Below are 18,894 nucleotides of genomic sequence, written 5' to 3'. Positions count from 1 at the left end.
AACGGGGATAGGTAGTCTATCTGGGCCGCGTTTACAGCTAGTTCAGGGCCTTGGACAGGGTGCTCAGGGTGTCCGGGCTGGCTTTGTACTCGATATCCTGTTGTGCCTGATCCGCATTGGTACAGTTCGGAGAGGATCCATCCGCAATGCACGGTGCGTGGTTACATTCCTGGATCAGCTGCTTTCGCTGGCGGGGATGGTGCTGGTAATAGTCCGTCGAGTGATATTGGCTTGCCATGTCGTAGGGCTCCGGCTTGCATACTGCTGTCTGGTCTGCTGGTGCCGGCTTTTTGTGCTCATGCCCACATCCGGCCAATCCCAGGACCGACAACGCGGCCACCACAGCGATCTGCGATGCCTTCATGAAATCTTCCTCCTTCGGTTCTATGGGCCGGGAAATCCGGCCCGCACCCAATGGCGCGGATTGTCTCGTCAACCTCAGAAAGCCGGATACAGGCGTTCCAGAAGGCCGATCCAACTCCCCTGAACCGGAACGGGGAGCCGTTCCCGCAACCAGGCCACGGGCCATGTCCGCCCATACTGGTCCCGCAATTCCGCTACCCGCTTCACGTCGCGAGGATCGGACACGGCGCAGAAAGCCAGGGTCACCGGACCCATGGCAAAAGACACCAGCCGCTGCCCATTAGGGCTGCTCACGTAGTAATCCTGCTTCGGGGTCGCGGTCTGCAAAAGCTGGATCTGCCGGTCCAGCAGGCCAAAGGCCGTATACATGGGCAGCAAGGTGGTCGACCCGGCTTCCCGGTTGGGCAGGAAAATCTTGGTCGGGCAACTCTCCTGCAAGACCGGCAGCAAAGGGCTTCCGATCAGGTCCGCCAGAGACTGCGTGGCGAAGAGGACCGCCGCGTTCTTCTTGCGCAGCACCTTGAGCCACGCCCGGATTTTGGCCAGGAACAGCGGGTTGTCCAGCAGGGTCCAGGCCTCGTCGAGCACGATCAGCGTGGGGCTGCCATCCAGCATGGTTTCGATGCGATGGAAGAGGTACAGCAGGATGGGCACCACGATGCCCCTGGCGGTATCGCCCTGGGGCAGGCTGTCCATCTCGAAGGTCAGAAACCGGCTGGAGAGATCCAGACCGTCGTGCCGGGCATCCAACAGATCCCCGTACTTGCCCGTGCCCTGGTACACGCCCACCGCCTGTTTCAGGCGGGCATCCTGCAAGAGGGACACCACGTCGGTAATGGACCGTCCCTGTTCCGATGCCAAGCCCTCGATGGCCTGGTGGATGACGGCCCGCTCGGCGGAGGTCACCGTCACCCCCTGGAGCACGGCCAGGCTTTCCAGCCATTCTTCGGCAAACACCCGCTCGGCCTGGCTATCCACCCGCTCCAGCGGGGCAAAAGACAGCTTACTGTACTCTCCGCCCAAGTCGTAGTGCTGGGCCAAGCCCGGCGCGGCAGCGCCCACGGCCTCGGTGAGCGCGAAGAGGGACCGCCCCTTGTCGAAGGCGATGACCCGCGCGTTGCGATAGCGCAGCCACTGGGCCACGAGCAGCGCCAGCAGACTGGACTTACCAGCACCGGTGGGCCCCAAAATCAGACTGTGCCCAACATCCGAGACATGCAGATTGAAGCGAAAAGGCGTGGACCCCGAAGTCTTGGCGAAAGTGAGGCACGGTGCCGGTTGGTTCCCCGTGCGCATGAGCGGACTGGGGCACTCCCGGTCTCCCGCCCAGATCGCCGTTTTGGGCGAAACATCCGCGAAGTTCATGCTGTTCAGCACCGGGCGGCGCACGTTCTCCCAGGTGTGGCCCGGCAGGCTGCCCAGGAAGGCCTCCACCACATTGACCGTCTCCCGCTTGGCCACGAAGTTGGCGTTGTCGAGCAGGTTCATGACGATCCGAACCCGATCCTCCAGCGTCTTGGCGTCCTTCCCGCGTAGCACGACGGTGAATGTGAAATAGCCCAGGCGCACGGCACCGCTGGACACGTCGCCATCGGCCAGCGCAGTTTCTTGTTCCATGGCCTGCTTGAAGGGATCGGCCCGGTCGTGCCGGACCTGACCCCTGTCCAAGGCGGCCGAGAGGTAATCCCGCAGGCTGAATTTGGAGCTGGCCCACTTCTCCCGATACTTCCCGATCAGCTTCTTGGACTCCTGCTGATCCTGGAGAATGAAGCGGGTGGTGTAGCGCAGGGGGAACGGCAGGCCGTGCAAGTCTTCCAGCAGCACGGGATTCGTGCGGTCCGGGTAGCCCGTCACACTGACCACCTCGATCAACTCCCCGTCGATGGATGGCTCCACGCCGGCGATGAAATCGTGGTGCCCGAGAAGCACGTCCAGATAGCCCGGGATCGTCGGGGGATTCACGCCGTGCGCCTTGCCGGTCAGGCACTCGTGATAGTGGGTCAGCAAGCCGCGAGCATCGAGCGGGGATAGCAGAAAGGTCTGCTGCAAGATCCCGGTGACGGCGCGAATGGCGTCCTCGAATTTCTGCAGGAGCACGTCGAAGGTGTCTGGCTGCGCGTCCTTTTTGGACTCCAGAAACATCTGCCCGGCGGACACTTCGGACTCCGGCGGGGTCTGCCAGGTAAGCGCCAGAGTGTAGCGGCAGAGAAAGTGCAGGCCCTCCTGCTCGAATTGGGAGCGGCGCTCCAGATCGATGAGGGCGGATACGGGATCGGGGAAGAAGCACCGGCTTTCTTCGATGTATCCGTCCGCAGGGACACGGGTGGCCGAGATCTGCACGGTCCATCCCGACCCGAGCCGCGTCAAGGCGGCATTGACGACCGCCGACATACGGTTGATCCCGGCGTGGGAAAGACTTTCCCGGTCTGGCCCGGAAAATCCGATGACGGACAGGAACGAACCGTCCTTGTTCAAGAGGACGGCGCAGGGTTTACCCAGTACCGTGATCTCGCCCGCCAGGATGGCGGGGTTGAGCAGATCGGGCAGCGCAAGCTCCTTACTGCGAAACTCTTTGACGTTCAGCATCTTTTCGGGCTCCCAGTCGGGCTATCCAGGACAGCAGTTTGGTGGTGGCGGGGATGGGGTGCGGGTTGGGGATCTCCCGGTACCCGGCCTCCAGCGTCGCGCCGCTCCCATAGAAGGTCTGGTACTTTCTGGACCGGTTGACCACCGCGATCATTTGGGCGTCGGATTTCGCCAGATGTTGCAGCACCGCCTGAATCAGCATGAACAGCAGCACGGCGATGACAGCGCCGGGGATGGAGAGGGTGAAGAAATACACCAGCATCGCAAATCCGGCGTTGTACATTGTCGCCGTGCGTTCCGCCCCCATCAGCAGATGGGGACGGACCAGCGACTGGTACAGCCGCACCTGCCGTGTTCCGTCCATCTTTCCTCCTCTGGTCGGGCCGTTACAGACCCAGGCCGTGAGCCAGGGTCGCCAACAGGCCGGCGTGCTGGCCCAACACGGCCGCCTGGATACCGGCCTGCTGGCCGAACCACCCATACTGGGCGATGAGAAAGCCGCCGCCCGCGGCGGTACCGATACCGACGGCGGCCTTGCCGTAGTCGTGCTTGAAGGCGTGCACCGCGCCGTAGCCGACGCCGCCGGCCACGCCCACGGACCCGATGAAGGGCATGAAGTTCTGCTGAATGAAGTTGCTGATGTCCCCGAAGGGGCCACCGGTGGCCGCCCAAGCGGCCGCGGTTCCCGCCAGGGTAAGCCCCACGCCCAGAGCCAGCTTGGCCTTGCGGCTCAAAGGCCGGCGATTGTACTGCGGCATTGCGTCTACCTGTTCCATGTTGCGATTCCTCTTGCAAGCAGGTTGTCCCGTTACCTCGACGCATCGGTAGGGACCACTCCCGACACGCCGCAGACCCCTCGGCCTGTGTCGGTATAGCGGGGCCAAAAGGGGATAGGCAGGCCCTCAGCCGCCGACCAGCGGCGCGTTGTGGACCACCAGGACCTGACCACCCAACAGGGCAAAGCTGCCTTGGATGTAGGAGATGCCGGCAATCCGCTTGAGCAGGATGATGGCGGGGACCGCCTCCCCATAGGGGATTTTCTCCCCGATCATGGCGTAGTTCGGCCCGGTGAAACGAAATTGGATATGCAGCTTGCGGGCAATATACCGCAGTGCTCCGCGCTCACTGATGTTAACGGACAAAAAAGTATCATCCCAGAAAATATGTAACTTATTGATTTATTGCTCTCCGGATTTAACGGGAAAAACAATGTTCCATCCTGAGTCGATGTGTCTCTGAGAGAATAGCGCATTCCTAGAACAATAAAGTTTCATCCTGACGTCTGTCGGCAGGAATCCCTTGTGCTTGCGCTATACCCATGACACATGAGCAGCGCAACCAGATGCCCCATCCTGGGTATGTTTACTCACCACATCCACAAAATTCTGGACAACGTGGCCCTTCTCCAGATGCGAACAGAGTATGGTCATCTGCAGATCGATCTTGGCTTGGTCACTCAACCACTCCTTCGGCATAGCCTCAAACAATCCCGAAATGAGCCCAGATTCCTGGCTGAATTGGCGCGCGCGATCATTCACGGACGGATCAGAGGAATCAGCACAATCATGGGTCGTGCCGCCGGACCTGTGGTCCCGTGGATCAGTTTTGCAGCCTGCGACGCACCTTCAATCGCTGCTCTCTCATCGCTCTCCTGCCCTAGCAGACTGTCGGAGTTTCGTTTGCGAGAGCTAAACGCAATCAAATACTCTTGACATTGTAGCAAGCTTCAAGGTTTATGATGGACGGATAGTGGGTTGCATATAGTTTCTCGGAATCCTTCTTTAAGACGTGATACACTGTACACAGCGGGCATCACCCGAGGAGATATATTCATGGATGACAAAACCCGTGGACACCTTGAGATTGGCATAGACGGGATGACCTGCGCCTCTTGTAGCGCGCGGGTGGAACGGGCGCTGGGCAAACTGCCCGGCGTAACCTCGGCCAATGTGAACCTGGCGACTGAGCGCGCCGAGGTACTTTTCGACCCACAGCAACTCGATGCCGCACGTATCGCCGAGACGATCCGCGAGACCGGCTACGTACCGGTGACCGATGAGATAGATCTTGTGGTAGAGGGCATGACCTGCGCTTCCTGTGTGGGCCGCGTAGAACGTGCACTCAGGCAGCAATCCGGAGTACTGGAGGCTGTGGTTAACCTGGCTACTGAGCGTGCGCATGTGCGCTACATCCCGGCGATGATCAGTACGGACGAATTGGCCAGCACCGTAAGCGAGGCGGGTTACGCCGCGCATCCTGTTCAGGAAGACGGGGAGCAGGATGTCAACGAGGCAGACCAGCGCCGTGTGAGTTTGCGCGCCATGGGTCGTGATGTCATCGTAGCTGCGGTGCTGGCCCTGGCGATTTTGGTGCTGTCCATGGGTGCCACATTCGTCCCAGCCTTTGATCATGCGCTGATGGTCGCGAGTCCCTTTGCGCATTTCTGGGAGTGGGTGCAGTTTGTGCTTGCCAGTATCGTTTTGTTCGGACCCGGTCGGCGGTTTTTCCGGCCAGGCCTGATCGCGTACCGCCACCTGTCGCCAGACATGAACTCCCTGGTGGCCACCGGCACCGGCGCGGCCTGGGCTTACAGTGTGTTGGTGTTGGTGGCGCCCGCATGGTTTCCACTCGATGCACGACATGTGTATTTCGACTCAGCCGCGGTCGTTATCGCAGCCGTACTCGCTGGCAAGTACTTGGAGGGGTTGGCCAAGGGCCGCACCTCATCGGCCATTCGCAAGTTGGCCGGCTTGCAGGCAAAAACCGCGCATAGGCTCGATGCGAATGGTATCGAGCAAGAGGTGCCGGTATCGCGGCTGCGCACTGGCGAGCGCATCGTGGTGCGTCCCGGTGAACGCATTCCAGTGGACGGACGCGTAGTCGAGGGGCGCGCACATGTAGACGAGGCTATGCTGACCGGCGAACCCCTGCCTTCGGCCAAGACCATGGATGACACCGTAGTGGGTGGCACCATCTGCCAGGATGGGCGATTGGTCGTAGAGGCCACCTCCGTCGGGCGCGACACCGTACTGGCACATATCATCCATCTGGTAGAGAGCGCACAGACCGGCAAACTTCCGATTCAGGGGCTGACCGACCGTGCGGTACGGGTGTTTACCCCAGTCGTGCTGGTCATCGCGTTGACAACCTTCGGCGTCTGGATAGCCTTGACGGGCAATGTCAGCATCGCACTGGTCGCGGCAGTCGCCGTGCTGGTGGTGGCGTGCCCCTGTGCCATGGGATTGGCAACGCCAGCGGCGATCATGGTGGGCACCGGACGTGCGGCGGAACTCGGCGTGCTGTTTCGCAAAGGCGAGGCACTGGAGACGCTATCACATGTCGACACCCTACTATTCGACAAGACTGGCACGTTGACCGAAGGCCGTCCCGCCCTCGTTGATCAGGGTGGCCCCGATCCCGCGACAGCACTGGGTCTGGCTGCAGCGTTGGAATCGGCTTCCGAACATCCGCTCGGGCGGGCTATTGTCACTGCGGCCGGCGAGGGCGGCATTCACTTGCCTACAGTCAACAATTTCCGCTCTATTGCCGGCTATGGGATCGAAGGTGAAGTGGAAGGCCGTATGGTGCGTGTCGGCGCCCGACGATTTATGGAGCGCGAAAATGTACTGCTGGGGGATAACGCCGAGACTGCGGCACAAATAGAGAACGACGGGCGCACGGTGGTATTCGTCGCGGTCGACGCAACGCTGATCGGGTGGCTCGCCATTGCCGATCGCATCAAACCGGAAGCGTATATGGTGGTACAGGCATTACGCGCGCGTGGGCTGCAGGTAGCCATGGTCACTGGTGATACGCGAGCTACCGCTCAGTCTGTTGCCAGGCAATTACAGATCGAGCAGGTGCACGCCGAGGTGCTACCCCAGGATAAGGCGAAAGTCGTCACCCAGTTGCAGGAACAGGGCCGACAGGTCGCCTTCGTCGGCGATGGTATCAATGACGCTCCAGCGCTCGCACAGGCTAATGTCGGCATTGCACTCGCCTCAGGCACGGACATCGCCATCGAAGCAGCAGACGTGACCCTCACGCGCGGGCAGCTCGGCGAGGTGGTCACGGCACTGACGGCGGCACGGCGCACACTGAGCAATATCCGTGGCAATCTGTTCTGGGCATTTTTCTACAATATTCTGCTGATCCCGGTTGCGGCTGGCGTGGCCGTGCCTATCGGCATCCATCTGAATCCGATGGTGGCTGGTGTAGCCATGGGGCTGTCCTCCGTCTTCGTGCTCAGCAACAGCCTGCGCCTTAAACGGCTCAAGGCTTATGTGCCAACGGTAACGCCGGGCGCGGTACCGAATACCGCACTCGAACCCGCTCATTCCTGAGCAATCGTTCAAACGAGGAGAATCCATATGAGTCAGTTCGTTTTCAGCGTACCCGCCAAGGGCGATTTTGATACCACCGTGGCGCAGGTCACCGAAGCCCTCAAGGTTGAAGGCTTCGGCGTGCTCACCACGATCGACGTGGCCGCCACGCTCAAGGCCAAACTGGGCATTGAGGGACGGCCCTATGTCATTCTTGGCGCTTGCAACCCGCACTACGCCCATCAGGCGTTGGTGGCCGAGCCCGACATCGGCGCCCTGCTGCCTTGCAACGTAGTGGTGCGTGAGGACGACGATGGCAAGGTGAGCGTGGTGTTCATGGATCCTGCCGCTGTACTCGGCATGGTGGACAAGCCGCAAATTACCACGCTCGGCATCGAGGTGCGCGACAAACTCCAGCGTGTAGCTGATGCCGTGCGCGGTTGAATAATACTTATAGGAGCGTATCGAGTAATCCCTTTCACTTCATTTTCAACAGGAGAAAACCCATGAGCGATATCAATCTGAAGATCACCGGCATGACTTGCGGGCATTGCGTGCGGGCCGTGACGAAGGCGCTGGAAGGCGTGCCCGGCGTTGAAAAAGCGGACGTCACTCTCACGCCAGGAGAAGCTGTAGTGCATGGTCAGGCAAGCACCGCCGCATTGATCGCTGCGGTCAAGGAAGAAGGCTATGAGGCGGAGGTGCGGGGCTGAAGCCCCGCACACCGACCGTCATGTCTGATCCGGTACTGCTCTACACCAGTCCCGGCTGCCCCGGCTGCCCCGACTGCGCCGCCGTGCGCCGTTACCTCAAGGAACACGATGTCGCATACGAGGAACGTGACGTGACTGCTCCCGGCGTGGCTGAGGAAGCCAAATCACGCTACGGAGTGCGGGTCGCGCCAATCACGGTGATCGCTGGCGAGGCGTTATGGGGAACATTTGCTCATCAGAAGCCACGGCTTGATGAATTGCTGGCCGGGACCTAAAACTTTACTGAACATGGGGATAAAAGCACATGAATGACTACAAACGGTCATAGGATGGACCGTAGAGCAAGCTGGATGCTTCTCCTCGTTTAATATTGCGCCTTCTGACTCGGGCAAGGTGGTTGGAGATGCTCCAGATCCAGATGTAAGTGCTATCTGTCGGCAACGATCACTTGGGCGTGGCTCAAGGGGATGGGCGCAGGAGGAGGGGAAATGTTTAATGGCGTGATGCTTTTGTGGTTTATCCTTACCGCGTTATCAGTACTGTTTGTTGCGGTTGATATTCGCGCCACACCAGAGTCCAAGGTTCTCAAGTGGGGCTTTGTATTGCTACGGGACCGCTCGGCGCGTTCCTGTACGTATTGGGTTGTCGAGAGCCACTACCTGGGTTGCACGAGGGGTATGTCTCGACACGTTGGAGGCAGGTGCTGGGCTCCACTATGCATTGCGTCGCCGGGGATGGGGTTGGCATTGTGATACTAGACACCTTACGAGGTCTTTTACGCTTCAGGTTTCCTGGGCGCAGAGGGCGGGTGGTTATTATTTGACTTCGCCGACCCCAAAAAACCAACAAGAAAAGAGGGGTAGGCGGCGGCATCGTGCGCCAAGTACCATTTCACGGTATGGCTATCATCCAGATTATTGGAACGCGAACACCCTGCAAGGGCGGTTATTACGAACAGCGCGACGAGGAGCTTATTCATGACGGCGTCCTTTCCAATTATCATGCGATCAGTCGCTCTCACTCTTGGCTCAAGCGCTATCATGTGCAGTGATGGTTAGTTTAACTACCTCGATGGGGCTAACTATCGAGATGGACTGCGATGACGCAAGCTGGCGCATGTCAGATGGCGGCATGGCGTGATGGAGGATAACCGACGCGACGAACACCGCCACCCCCAACGCACTTTGGATATTCACTGCGTGCGCACAGCGCCCCACGGGGAGGGTTCCAGTATTGTCTACACTGTGAACACTGTACATCCAGAATCCTGGCAACTTGGAGCATGGATGTGGGTCCCTTCCCGCCCGCTCCACAGATCCAGCATCGGAAGATGTTACTTGACCGTAAAAGACCAGCGACCATCGGTATGATGCCCATCAGTTGATCGAAAATTCGCTTTGCACACCTGGGTTATTGAAGGAGTTCAGCATATTTGGCCACAGTAGCAGGACCGTCCACCTCCCAGGTTGGATCTGGAATTTAACCTTCACCTCAGCACGATACCAAAGACAGTGTTAAAGTTAGGCCGCGCTGTTTATCGCTGACAGACACCAGATTCCTCGTCCCAGGTAAATTATCTTACAGTTAATACGGATACGGTTACATGCGGCAAATTGTCGCACCCCCATCGCTTTGCAATGCCTTGTTACGGCGAGCGAGGGGCGGCTGCATTGTCAGGACATCTGATACCCTTTTGTTTAAGGACCCTAACGGATCAGAACAGGAAACCCATCCCTGCCCCGAAGTAATGGGTAAATCCACCTAGGTTTCCGCTCAGGCGCACACCTTCTTCGAGGTCTATCTCACAGGAGGGGGTCAGCAGGTACTGCACACCGCCGTCCGCATCAAAACCGGACCACAGGCCCGGCCCCGTGCGGCTTTGTCCGTAGACCTCGCCATAGAACTGCAGATTCCACAAGGGCAACCAGGTAAAGGTGATGTCCGGATTAACGCTGGTGAAGCGACCACCTCCTGCGAGTGCGGGATTGGTCTGAGATGTGACGCCCAATTGCAAGGATATCCCGGTGTCGTCGCTTGGGGCATAGGTAACGATGCCGTTAAAGGCTACTCCTGTCCCCCGGCTGCCAAACGCCGGGCTCCCGGAGGGTAGGGTAAACAAGCTTTCCACGGCCCCCAGCCAGTGTTTGGTATAGCCCAATTCGTGCTTGATGCCGACCGTGGTGGCCGAGAACCCCTGGAGATGTGGGCTGCCTGGGACCTGCTGGAGATTGTCGTTGGGCGGCAGCAGGACGAATTCGTTGTGGCCCGGCAGGCCAAAGCGCAATTCCGCCTCGGGGAAATTATCGGCAGTGCCGCCTCCGGTTCCCGTAAGGTTGGCGTGTTGGTAACCAGCTTCCAGTACGGCTTGGCCGTATTGCACCACGCACGCGCTGTCAGACACCGTGGGCCGATCTAGCAGAGCGAGTAATGCGGATGGTCCGGTGCAGGGATTTTGGACGGCATCATCTGCACGTACGGCTTGGATGCTCATGATAAGCGTTGCCAGCAAGGCGGTAATAGGGAAAAAATTTATTTTATTCATGTTGGTTCCTTTTCAAAATGCCTGCCAGGGCACTCCCACGAATCAGCGGTTATGCTTAGAAACAGACAATTTTCGTATATGAATATAAAATATAACGTTTACTGCCCAATTTGTGGCACCTCCTTAATAAGCCCGCACCCTAATCAATGCATCCCGCGGGTAAAACCAATCGCCACCAGTATCAGCATGGCGACGATGTAGAGCCGCAGCCCCCAAAACGCGGTTTTCACCGCACCTTGAACGGGTGCACGGGATAATGGCGCCAACTCTCCGCCCCCTTCTGCCTGAAGAAAGCTTGCAAAGTCATCAGAGACATCCAATGTTTCCTTGGGGTCAGGATAATAGTCTTTATTTTGCATGTGCCATCTCCTAAAGTGCGTGAGGGAAAACCACCGTAAATCCATAGAGACCGTCGGCGACCATCAGTAAACCCACAATGCTGAATGCCGCCATATTCTGCCAAGGACGATTCACATGCTGACCCATGATTTCAGGGTCGTTCAGCAATAGCAGCAGGAACATCATTGCCGCTGGCATGAAGATGGAGGCGACCACTTGAACGGTGAGGTTCAAAAATCCCAAAGGAGCATGTGGGAGCAGGACGATCAAGGCCGCCAAAGCCGTACCTAGAAGCCCAGACAAATAGAACGGGAGTGCATGTTGAGGCCGTAAATTGATGCTTCGCGGCAGTTTAAGCGCCTCGCCCACGGCCCAGGAAGTGCTTGCGGTAATCGCGATGGCGGCAATCAGACCGGCCTCGACCAGTCCCAGCCCAAAGAGCGCGGTACCGACAGACCCGATTGGGCTATGTGCAAGAGCTGCCATGATACGGTGTATTCCGAAATTTCCCGCGCCGGACAACCCATACACCCAAGATCCTGTCAGGGCAACCAAGGCTATGGCGACCAGCCCCATCAGAATGGTGCCAATGGCGGTGTCGGCCTGGCCAATGGGGATATCCTTTTCTGTCAGGCCTTTGTCTACCACGCTCGATTGCTGGAAAAAGAGCATCCATGGCGCAATCGTCGTGCCCAGGTTTGCGAGAATCACATAAACAAAGCCGCTTACCGCGATACCCGCAGGGATGTGCCAGCTCCCCAAGGCCTTTACCACCTGTCCCCAGTGTGGATGGGAAGCAATGGCCAGCGGGACAAAAATCAAGTTTCCAACAGCAACCCAAAGCGCCACCCGTTCCCAGGTGTGATAACGCAAAAATAAAAGCACTCCTGCAACGATGAAAAATCCGCCCAATGCGCTCCAAACAGCGGGCACGCCAAACATCTTCATCCCTATGGTGATACCGATGAATTCTGTAACGAGGGTGAGGATGTTGGCGACGACCAGATCGAAGAGGGAAAAGGCGCCCCAAAAAGGGCCATAACGACCCCAGATCATTTCGGCATGCCCGCGGTGTGTCACTGCGCCAAGACGGACGGTCATCTCCTGCACCACATAGGCCACCGGGACCATGAGGATGAGAAACGGAATGAAAAATCCGATCCCGTAGGCGGCGCCGGTTTGGGCGTAGGTGATCACCCCACCAGCATCATTATCCGCGATCATAACGAGAATTCCTGGCCCGATGAGGGTGAGAAAGAGCCAGAGCCGTTTCCAAAAGGAAGAGCGCTGAATCAATGCTTCCCGTTGCTGGTGGACCCGCCAGCGGTCAGCCACCCGGTGGCGCTGATCCTCGGGAAGTGATGCCAACAGGTTAGTGATATTTTTGGTTTGTACCTCTGTCGCCATCGTATGCTCCTTTACGGGCATGCGACTGGGACGCACTCACGGCGGCGCGCACAAAACAACGATAATGAATGGAAATATTCCATCACCCGAGGACCGGGTGATGGCAACAGCAACTATGCCAGGATGACCCGATCTACGAACTGCAACGGTGCTTTGTGAAAGCAACTAGGGTCACTGTCCAAGTCGCTGGCCCTCCTGTGTGAAGAATTCAGGGGCCTTTGTACCGGTAGAAAACGGAGATGTCAACCATGGGTTTTTGCTATTGGGGTTTAGGGAGCAACGGAACGTAAAACCGGGTTAACCCCTTGTCCAAAGCTGTTGTCTGATTTCTTTCGGTCACGGCTTGTCCGTGCAAGCCGAACCGCTGCACGGTTTAACGGGATGAAACGGGCGCACGTAGCGCTTGCAAGGATTGCCGCAGGACATTAAGCGCGGAGCTGAGAAACACGCTGGAGATAAGGGCACCGACGATGATGTCCGGCCAGCGCGAGGCAAGCAGGTAAATGCTGCTGGCGGCTAGTAAGACACCGACATTGGCGATCAAGTCATTTCGAGAGCACAGCCAACTGGAACTCATGTTTAGGTTGTGGCCACGGGATCGGTACAGAAGAAAAAAACACGCAAGATTAGCGATGAGTGCCAGCATGCCGACGATTCCCATCGTTTCTATACCCGGCATGACGGGGTGAAACGCCTTGTAGGCCGCAGTCCCCAGCACACCAAGCCCAAAGGCGAGCATGAAGCCGCCCTTTACCAAGACAGCAACTGTCTGTCGGCGCGCCGACCGTGCCAGCGCGAAGAGGCTGAACCCATACACCAAGGCATCGCCCAGCATGTCCAGCGCGTCCGCCAGCAGCGAAATTGAATGGGCGATTAGGCCCGCCGAGCCTTCCACGAAATACATGACAGCGTTGATGGCGAGCACGATCCACAGTACACGCCTGTGACTGTCGCGCATGGCGTCTATCTCGCAGCTTTTGTCTTCACAGCAATTAGCCATTTGTGGGATCCCTTGAGTTTGCTGTACCTAGCGGTAGCGTACGTTAAATATTCTGCTTCCTCGATATTTCTGGTGGGAGCCGAAGCGGGCGAGGCGGTCTTGGGCTTCTTCGGGGGTGGGCCCTCGGGCTCCAGTCGGGTTCATGACCTTTTCCTCAATAGTTTTGATTCAGGCCATAGCCCCCATACCGAAGAAATACTTGTTCAACGATCTGTACTGATTAGGTACAGGTGATGAGGATTTGAAGGGCCGAACATCGGCTTGCATTGGCGATATGATCAGCCGGTCGGCGATATCGCTTGAATACCAAGTACCGGAGTTTATGACAAGCCGATCCTCAAAGGTGTTGATGGCATATCCTGTCTCTTTCCTAATCCCCTGAGGACATTGGTCTTCAGAGTATCTATAATTGTGGAAAAGAAATCTTCTCGAAGCCATATTCTTGGATCCTTGCATAAACCTTCCGGAAAATCTCAAACCCGATGATCCGGCGCCAGTGCGCACGGGTGGGCCGGATCGCCAGCCTCCACCTGCAAGGTGGGGTGGTCGATGCGAAAGCGCCTCTGCAATTCATTGCTGATCCGGTTCAGGAGCGCGTCTCCGGGGTAGCCGTTGGGCATGACCAGATGCACGGTCAGCGCCGTTTCGGTGGTGCTCATGGCCCAAATGTGCAGGTCATGTACCGCCGCCACATCCGGCAGGGCGGCGAGATAGGCGCGTACCGCCTGGGTTTCGATTCCTTCGGGCACGCCGTGCAGGGTCAGGTTGAGGGAGTCCCTCAGCAAGCCCCAGGTGGTGATCACGATCACCGCGCTGATGAGCAGGCTGACCGTGGGATCCAGCCAAAACCAGCCAGTAAACAGCATCCCGATCCCCGCCAGGACCACCCCGAGCGATACAGCGGCATCGCCCGCCATGTGCAGAAATGCCGCCCGGATATTCAGATCGCCCTTGCGCCCCGCCATGAACAGCAGGGCGGTCCCAGTATTGATCGCCACTCCGAAGGCTGCGACGCCAATGACTATGTCGCTTGCCACGGGCGTGGGATGCAGCAGGCGCTGAATCGCTTCCCAGGCGATCCCGCCAGTCACCACCAAAAGGAATACGGCATTGGCCAGAGCCACCAGAATAGACGAGCTGCGCAGCCCGTAGGTAAAGCGCGCCGAGGGCTGGCGGCGAGACAGTGCCGTGGCGCCCCAAGCCATGAGTAAGCCCAGGATGTCACTCATGTTATGTCCGGCATCCGCCAGCAAAGCCAGGGAATGTCCAATCATCCCAAACACGACCTCAGCCAGCACGAAGCTCAGGTTGAGCGCCACCCCGATGGCAAAAGCGCGGCCGTAGTTTGCCGGACCGTGGGCATGGCTATGCGCGTGGGTATGATGGCGACCAGCGGTATGGCCGGCATGGTCATGAGAATCGTGTGCCATACATCATCCTTCTCTGCAAAAATCCGAATGAATTGCCATTAAAAACCTTGTAGTCACTACATGGTCAAGGATTTATACTGCTCTTTTTGGGGGGATGATATGCGAATTGGCGAACTTAGGCAGGCCACGGGCGTGGATCCAGAGACCATCCGTTATTATGAACGGATAGGCCTCTTGCCCGCGCCAGTTCGGCGGGCGAACGGCTATCGAGCTTATGGCCCCGCGCATCTGGAACGGCTTGCCTTTATTCGCCACTGTCGGGCGCTGGACATGCCACTCGCGGACGTGCAGCGACTCTTGCATCTGCTGGATCATCCGCTGGACGATTGCCTGGACGTGGATCGGTTGATCAATACGCATCTGGCTCATGTACAGGGACGGCTCCAATCGCTACAAGCGCTGGCGAGGCAGCTTGAGCAACTGCGCGGATGCTGCCACGGGCGGCATACCACCGCCGAATGCGGTATCCTGCATGAGTTGGTGACCGCTGCCCAAGGGGAAGGGTGTGTGTGCCACGGCGGTTCGGCCCCGAACAGCCCGGAGGTCATAGAAATCTCCTAAGGCCTTCATTCATGCAGATGGTGCATATTGGGAGTGTGAGGGTGGTCGTGGGTTAAGGGTTGGTGACGATGCGGGTGCCAGTGGCGGACACCGGGCGCCATCGGGAACGGGTGCCCATGCCGTCACAAAACCTTGGTTTTCAAGCTGGCTTTTGGAGTTATCGCTATTGGGGTTTGGGGGAGCCCGGAACGTAAAGCCCGGTTAACCCCTTGTCCAAAGCTGTTGTCTGATTTCTTTCGGTCACGGCTTGTCCGAGCAAGCCGAACCGCTGCACGCCTTAACGGGATGAAACGGGCGCACGTAGCGCTTGCAAGGATTGCCGCAGGACATTAAGCGCGGAGCTGAGAAACACGCCGGAGATAAGGGCACCGACGATGATGTCCGGCCAGCGCGAGGCAAGCACAAGCAGGTAAATGCTGCTGGCGGCTAGTAAGACACCGACATTGGCGATCTCGCAGCTTTTGTCTTCACAGCAATTAGCCATTTGTGGTATTCCTTGAGTTTGCTGTACCTGGCGGTAGCGTAACCTCTGTACCGGCTGTTCGACGAATATATACCCGAATACCTCACCAAAATAACTCTAAAATCCGTTATGGTGATTTTGCCTTACGCCAACAAGCGGCAGCGCACTGCTGGCTGTATCCCGCGCAGCCTTTACCCGATGACGGTGGGCTTGCGGTTCTGCAGTAGCACCGCAAGCAGTCCGTGCCCGTCCAAGTGTGTTTCCACCCCCAAAGACCATGAGAAGCAAACCGCCAAGTGGTCAGCCGTTGGGTAACCATCTTCACAACGAAAAACCCATCCTATCAGGTGAATCTCATGATTTCAGCGAAAGGGAACTGCTGTTTTTAGAATTAAGCATGCATTCTTTCCTGAACTTTCGACGGCCAAAATGACGGGAGTTTTACCTTTCAGCGCCACGACCAATTTCCCGTCCGACCGTCCCTCGCCCACAAAGGCATCGTCCCGTTACACCAAGCCATCCGGCTGATAGATGCTAGCGTTCCTGCTCGTCACGAAGGTCTAATGGCGCTGGTGGCCACATCAATAAGTGTTTATTGCCTGTATTCGTTTGCCAATCTCGGCAACCTTTTGGGCGTCCTTAACGACTTCCTTCCAGTGACCATCCTTGATCTGTACAATCATGGTGTACGTTAAATATTCTGCTTTATCTGTCAGTATTTTTGTCTCATACCTCGGATTGGTTGGCGCATGATCTTCGCGTGCATAGGCAGATAATGGTGCGGTCATAAGAATCGTCATCATAAAACCCCGCAGGGCAGCATGGCGAAGTCTGATTGTCATGATCCGTATTTCTTTGCATGTCTCTTGGTGGGGTGTTCCCGGTGTCATGGCGAATCTTCCTGTATTGACTCAGATGAATTTAGTAACGATCCAGTGGATGATATAACTCGATAATATATCAGTGCTATTTCCAGAGGTTCCGACTTGGCTGGATTACAGGGTTACTCCGTATTTTCATTGTTTGACCGGCGTGATCCTGGTGATGACGTACCCCCCGGCGGTATCCTTTGCGAAACTGAAATTCACCATTTCTCCGGCCTTGTAGCCGTTGAGCATGGCCGTGTTCTGGAGCAGGAAATTCATTGACATACTGGGCCAACCAAGGGCCTTGACGGGACCCATGGCAATGTTGACCGTGTTCGCATCAGGATTGATGCTGTTGATTTTACCCTGCCCCATGAAGGTCTGGGCCTTGGTCGCTTGGCCTGATACGGTGCCCATATTGTCCATGCTTGGCATGTTGCCCATGGCCGCATAAGCCGGAAGCGTGACCGCTGCCGAACACGCTAGGATGAGGGTGAAATAAAAACGTTTCATGTTCGTCTCCTTGCTGTTGGTGAACTGTTCGTTTATCAAAGTCTAAGCACCTGGTTATGGCAACAATTTCCAGTTGGCCTTTTTCCACCCACGGCGAAATTGCGCGTCCGTACCACTCGCCTATCCATCACTCATGCCTGATTTTCGTGACATCTCTGTTATGGCACTTCGAAAAACCCTAGTTTTTGCAGGATGCCGAGCTGTAACCATTTGATTATTTTTGGTCGACTTTTCGTTCGGCGGAGTTTTTCGAAGTGCCCGTTTTTGAAGTAATATCGTCCAGATCTTCCGTCCCGCCGCTCGGGTCCGCCTGGATACTGATCCCAGCGTTCCAATCGGTAAGAAGGGCTTGGTGTTCCGACTCGGTGAACCCCTTGTGGCCGTGGATCATGGCCGATATCAAACCGTGGCGGCCCGCGATCTCGTGCGCCATCACGAGCGCCACATGGACAATGACGAAGGCAAGCAACAGAAAGAAACCCCATTCATGCATCACCATCAACGGGGAGTGCATCGCTTCACTATCCGGCATAAGCGAGAGGCTGATTCCCAAGGCGATCTGCGCCACGGCAATCAGGAAAAAGGCGAGGTAGGCAGGACCGGCGAAAGCGTTATGCCCCCGATAGGGAGAAATCGGGCGGCGGAAGCCGCTCAGATAACAGGAGAGGGTTTCCCGCCAGATGCGGCGCTGGGCTGACGTCAGGGGCAGGAGGTCGCGCCAGCGCGCCGTCGGCGGGCCGACAAAGAGCCAGATGATGCGCACCACCAGCCCGGCGGCGAAAGCATAGCCGCCGACATAATGGATGATGTCGATCTTCCCCATCAGGGTGTCAGACATGTCGTTACCCAAGGCCAGGAGGGTAGCGCCTGAGGTGAATTGCGCCATCATGGCAAGCGCCATCCACCAATGCAGTGCCCGCAGCAACGGGTCCCAGACAGGGTGCAGGATATAACGGTTATCCGTTGTCGATTTCATACTTCCTCCAGGATCTGCGTATCATTGACCAGGCCCACAAATATCCGTGGAACAGCCCTCACCATCGCGCAGGGCCGACTCCGCCGCTTTGCATCCAGATGGTCCCGGGGCCCTGTGCGCGGCATATGCCCCAGTTCGCTCCTGCGGCCAGATCCGTAGAAAGCGATCCCAGTCCGATGGGTTCCCATTGGATCGAGGGATCACGAGCGATCCATGCCCCCGGATCCAGGTCCAAAGACTCCCCTTTTGCCAGCGTGAGTTCCCAGACATCACCGTGACCATGCAGCCAAACCAACCCCTCCGCGTCGCCCGCCACGGAAAAGCGATCAACGCTTGGCGTAGCGTCCCCTGTGACCCAAGGTCCGTCGCTTCCGCCGGAGAAGCTCTCGATGTGGACCGCGCCGCTCGCCGCCAGAAAGTGCGGGGCGGGTGCCAACAAGGTATTTCCGTCATGCAGGCTCACCCCGAATATCTTGCCGACGCAATCCCGGCTGAGACTCAGTGACCCGGGTCCGGATGCCATCATCAGCCACGACGGATGGTCCCAGAAACTTCGTGCGGTTTTTGGCGACGTGGCCGAAATGACGGTTTTCGGGTCTTTCCACAATAGGGTGTGATGCTCGAAGAGCACAAAACTCAAAGGGTCCAAGTCCAACGTCAATATCGGGGTTAATTCCCCTTCCAAACGGAAGCGGATCCCAGCATGCCCCCCACCTTCCACCTTCGCCGATGTCAATAATTTCGGTTCCATCATCGATCCTCCACGCCTACGCTTCGTTAGTGTTGCCACGAACTTCTCCTTCTGCACTTCGC

General features: G+C 57.6%; 20 protein-coding genes. 5 read left to right on the top strand and 15 right to left on the bottom strand.

Annotated features, from left to right (window positions below; all coding sequences use genetic code 11):
• Nucleotides 1-37: 37 nt before the first annotated feature.
• From MQE22_RS13410 to MQE22_RS13390, 5 genes are all read right to left on the bottom strand, one after another.
• Complete coding sequence (locus tag MQE22_RS13410; RefSeq protein ID WP_215874153.1) at nt 38-364, bottom strand: EexN family lipoprotein; 327 nt, start codon at nt 362-364, stop codon at nt 38-40.
• Nucleotides 365-438: 74 nt separating this feature from the next.
• The gene (locus tag MQE22_RS13405; RefSeq protein WP_215874154.1) at nt 439-2,949 is read right to left on the bottom strand and encodes a VirB4 family type IV secretion/conjugal transfer ATPase; all 2,511 of its coding nucleotides are present in this window, start codon (nt 2,947-2,949) and stop codon (nt 439-441) included.
• The gene (locus MQE22_RS13400) at nt 2,921-3,313 is read right to left on the bottom strand and encodes a VirB3 family type IV secretion system protein (RefSeq protein ID WP_226823500.1); all 393 of its coding nucleotides are present in this window, start codon (nt 3,311-3,313) and stop codon (nt 2,921-2,923) included. The genes MQE22_RS13405 and MQE22_RS13400 overlap by 29 nt, the downstream gene beginning before the upstream one ends.
• A gap of 22 nt (nt 3,314-3,335) precedes the next feature.
• Nucleotides 3,336-3,725 (bottom strand): hypothetical protein, encoded by a 390-nt coding sequence (locus tag MQE22_RS13395; RefSeq protein ID WP_226838873.1) that lies wholly within the window; start codon nt 3,723-3,725, stop codon nt 3,336-3,338.
• A 126-nt stretch (nt 3,726-3,851) separates the two neighbouring features.
• Entirely contained in the window at nt 3,852-4,091 is a 240-nt protein-coding gene (locus MQE22_RS13390; protein ID WP_255789847.1) for a hypothetical protein, read from the bottom strand.
• A gap of 690 nt (nt 4,092-4,781) precedes the next feature.
• On the opposite strand from MQE22_RS13390, the gene MQE22_RS13385 reads away from it, so the two are divergent.
• From MQE22_RS13385 to MQE22_RS13370, 4 genes are all read left to right on the top strand, one after another.
• Nucleotides 4,782-7,292, top strand: a complete 2,511-nt coding sequence (locus tag MQE22_RS13385) for a heavy metal translocating P-type ATPase (RefSeq protein WP_248885793.1) — start codon at nt 4,782-4,784, stop codon at nt 7,290-7,292.
• Between the two features lie 27 nt (nt 7,293-7,319).
• Nucleotides 7,320-7,715: a DUF302 domain-containing protein gene (locus MQE22_RS13380; protein WP_215880204.1), complete on the top strand. Its 396-nt coding sequence runs from the start codon at nt 7,320-7,322 to the stop codon at nt 7,713-7,715.
• A gap of 62 nt (nt 7,716-7,777) precedes the next feature.
• Complete coding sequence (locus MQE22_RS13375) at nt 7,778-7,984, top strand: CopZ family metallochaperone (protein WP_064218044.1); 207 nt, start codon at nt 7,778-7,780, stop codon at nt 7,982-7,984.
• Between the two features lie 20 nt (nt 7,985-8,004).
• Nucleotides 8,005-8,259 carry a glutaredoxin family protein gene (locus MQE22_RS13370; protein WP_255789842.1) on the top strand — a complete coding sequence of 85 codons (255 nt, stop codon included), beginning with the start codon at nt 8,005-8,007 and terminating at the stop codon, nt 8,257-8,259.
• Between the two features lie 1,439 nt (nt 8,260-9,698).
• Here MQE22_RS13370 and MQE22_RS13365 read toward each other — a convergent pair.
• From MQE22_RS13365 to MQE22_RS13345, 5 genes are all read right to left on the bottom strand, one after another.
• Nucleotides 9,699-10,526: a hypothetical protein gene (locus MQE22_RS13365; RefSeq protein ID WP_215861471.1), complete on the bottom strand. Its 828-nt coding sequence runs from the start codon at nt 10,524-10,526 to the stop codon at nt 9,699-9,701.
• 143 nt (nt 10,527-10,669) lie between these two features.
• On the bottom strand, nt 10,670-10,885 hold the full coding sequence (locus tag MQE22_RS13360; protein WP_064217748.1) for a hypothetical protein: 216 nt from the start codon (nt 10,883-10,885) through the stop codon (nt 10,670-10,672).
• A 10-nt stretch (nt 10,886-10,895) separates the two neighbouring features.
• Nucleotides 10,896-12,272 (bottom strand): NRAMP family divalent metal transporter, encoded by a 1,377-nt coding sequence (locus MQE22_RS13355; RefSeq protein ID WP_215861472.1) that lies wholly within the window; start codon nt 12,270-12,272, stop codon nt 10,896-10,898.
• 373 nt (nt 12,273-12,645) lie between these two features.
• Nucleotides 12,646-13,272, bottom strand: coding sequence for a cation diffusion facilitator family transporter (locus MQE22_RS13350; protein WP_215861473.1), 627 nt, complete (start codon nt 13,270-13,272; stop codon nt 12,646-12,648).
• Nucleotides 13,273-13,745: 473 nt separating this feature from the next.
• Nucleotides 13,746-14,702, bottom strand: coding sequence for a cation diffusion facilitator family transporter (locus MQE22_RS13345; RefSeq protein WP_215861474.1), 957 nt, complete (start codon nt 14,700-14,702; stop codon nt 13,746-13,748).
• 60 nt (nt 14,703-14,762) lie between these two features.
• On the opposite strand from MQE22_RS13345, the gene cadR reads away from it, so the two are divergent.
• Nucleotides 14,763-15,263: a Cd(II)/Pb(II)-responsive transcriptional regulator gene (gene cadR / locus MQE22_RS13340; protein WP_343205851.1), complete on the top strand. Its 501-nt coding sequence runs from the start codon at nt 14,763-14,765 to the stop codon at nt 15,261-15,263.
• A gap of 277 nt (nt 15,264-15,540) precedes the next feature.
• On the opposite strand, the gene MQE22_RS13335 is transcribed toward cadR, so the two are convergent.
• From MQE22_RS13335 to MQE22_RS13315, 5 genes are all read right to left on the bottom strand, one after another.
• Complete coding sequence (locus MQE22_RS13335) at nt 15,541-15,747, bottom strand: cation efflux protein (protein WP_014003705.1); 207 nt, start codon at nt 15,745-15,747, stop codon at nt 15,541-15,543.
• A gap of 560 nt (nt 15,748-16,307) precedes the next feature.
• Nucleotides 16,308-16,616, bottom strand: coding sequence for a hypothetical protein (locus MQE22_RS13330; RefSeq protein WP_215861798.1), 309 nt, complete (start codon nt 16,614-16,616; stop codon nt 16,308-16,310).
• A 126-nt stretch (nt 16,617-16,742) separates the two neighbouring features.
• A complete protein-coding gene (locus MQE22_RS13325; protein ID WP_215861797.1) occupies nt 16,743-17,105 on the bottom strand; it encodes a copper-binding protein in 363 nt (120 codons plus the stop codon).
• A gap of 214 nt (nt 17,106-17,319) precedes the next feature.
• On the bottom strand, nt 17,320-18,081 hold the full coding sequence (locus MQE22_RS13320) for a cytochrome b/b6 domain-containing protein (RefSeq protein ID WP_255789834.1): 762 nt from the start codon (nt 18,079-18,081) through the stop codon (nt 17,320-17,322).
• Between the two features lie 58 nt (nt 18,082-18,139).
• The gene (locus MQE22_RS13315; RefSeq protein WP_255789833.1) at nt 18,140-18,871 is read right to left on the bottom strand and encodes an AIM24 family protein; all 732 of its coding nucleotides are present in this window, start codon (nt 18,869-18,871) and stop codon (nt 18,140-18,142) included.
• Between the last annotated feature and the right edge of the window lie 23 nt (nt 18,872-18,894).

This window comes from Acidithiobacillus sp. YTS05 (assembly GCF_024396695.1).
Classification (GTDB): Bacteria; Pseudomonadota; Gammaproteobacteria; order Acidithiobacillales; family Acidithiobacillaceae; genus Igneacidithiobacillus; species Igneacidithiobacillus copahuensis.
The sequence above is the reverse complement of the archived record's forward strand: the minus strand, read 5'-3'. Positions and strand labels throughout refer to the sequence as shown.

What these genes read in the sequence shown, in the direction of transcription:
- MQE22_RS13410 (WP_215874153.1), bottom strand. Translation starts at nt 364, where the DNA reads ATGAAGGCATCGCAGATCGCTGTGGTGGCCGCGTTGTCGGTCCTGGGA.
- MQE22_RS13405 (WP_215874154.1), bottom strand. Translation starts at nt 2,949, where the DNA reads ATGCTGAACGTCAAAGAGTTTCGCAGTAAGGAGCTTGCGCTGCCCGAT.
- MQE22_RS13400 (WP_226823500.1), bottom strand. Translation starts at nt 3,313, where the DNA reads ATGGACGGAACACGGCAGGTGCGGCTGTACCAGTCGCTGGTCCGTCCC.
- MQE22_RS13395 (WP_226838873.1), bottom strand. Translation starts at nt 3,725, where the DNA reads ATGGAACAGGTAGACGCAATGCCGCAGTACAATCGCCGGCCTTTGAGC.
- MQE22_RS13385 (WP_248885793.1), top strand. Translation starts at nt 4,782, where the DNA reads ATGGATGACAAAACCCGTGGACACCTTGAGATTGGCATAGACGGGATG.
- MQE22_RS13380 (WP_215880204.1), top strand. Translation starts at nt 7,320, where the DNA reads ATGAGTCAGTTCGTTTTCAGCGTACCCGCCAAGGGCGATTTTGATACC.
- MQE22_RS13375 (WP_064218044.1), top strand. Translation starts at nt 7,778, where the DNA reads ATGAGCGATATCAATCTGAAGATCACCGGCATGACTTGCGGGCATTGC.
- MQE22_RS13370 (WP_255789842.1), top strand. Translation starts at nt 8,005, where the DNA reads ATGTCTGATCCGGTACTGCTCTACACCAGTCCCGGCTGCCCCGGCTGC.
- MQE22_RS13365 (WP_215861471.1), bottom strand. Translation starts at nt 10,526, where the DNA reads ATGAATAAAATAAATTTTTTCCCTATTACCGCCTTGCTGGCAACGCTT.
- MQE22_RS13360 (WP_064217748.1), bottom strand. Translation starts at nt 10,885, where the DNA reads ATGCAAAATAAAGACTATTATCCTGACCCCAAGGAAACATTGGATGTC.
- MQE22_RS13355 (WP_215861472.1), bottom strand. Translation starts at nt 12,272, where the DNA reads ATGGCGACAGAGGTACAAACCAAAAATATCACTAACCTGTTGGCATCA.
- MQE22_RS13350 (WP_215861473.1), bottom strand. Translation starts at nt 13,272, where the DNA reads ATGGCTAATTGCTGTGAAGACAAAAGCTGCGAGATAGACGCCATGCGC.
- MQE22_RS13345 (WP_215861474.1), bottom strand. Translation starts at nt 14,702, where the DNA reads ATGGCACACGATTCTCATGACCATGCCGGCCATACCGCTGGTCGCCAT.
- cadR (WP_343205851.1), top strand. Translation starts at nt 14,763, where the DNA reads ATGGTCAAGGATTTATACTGCTCTTTTTGGGGGGATGATATGCGAATT.
- MQE22_RS13335 (WP_014003705.1), bottom strand. Translation starts at nt 15,747, where the DNA reads ATGGCTAATTGCTGTGAAGACAAAAGCTGCGAGATCGCCAATGTCGGT.
- MQE22_RS13330 (WP_215861798.1), bottom strand. Translation starts at nt 16,616, where the DNA reads ATGACACCGGGAACACCCCACCAAGAGACATGCAAAGAAATACGGATC.
- MQE22_RS13325 (WP_215861797.1), bottom strand. Translation starts at nt 17,105, where the DNA reads ATGAAACGTTTTTATTTCACCCTCATCCTAGCGTGTTCGGCAGCGGTC.
- MQE22_RS13320 (WP_255789834.1), bottom strand. Translation starts at nt 18,081, where the DNA reads ATGAAATCGACAACGGATAACCGTTATATCCTGCACCCTGTCTGGGAC.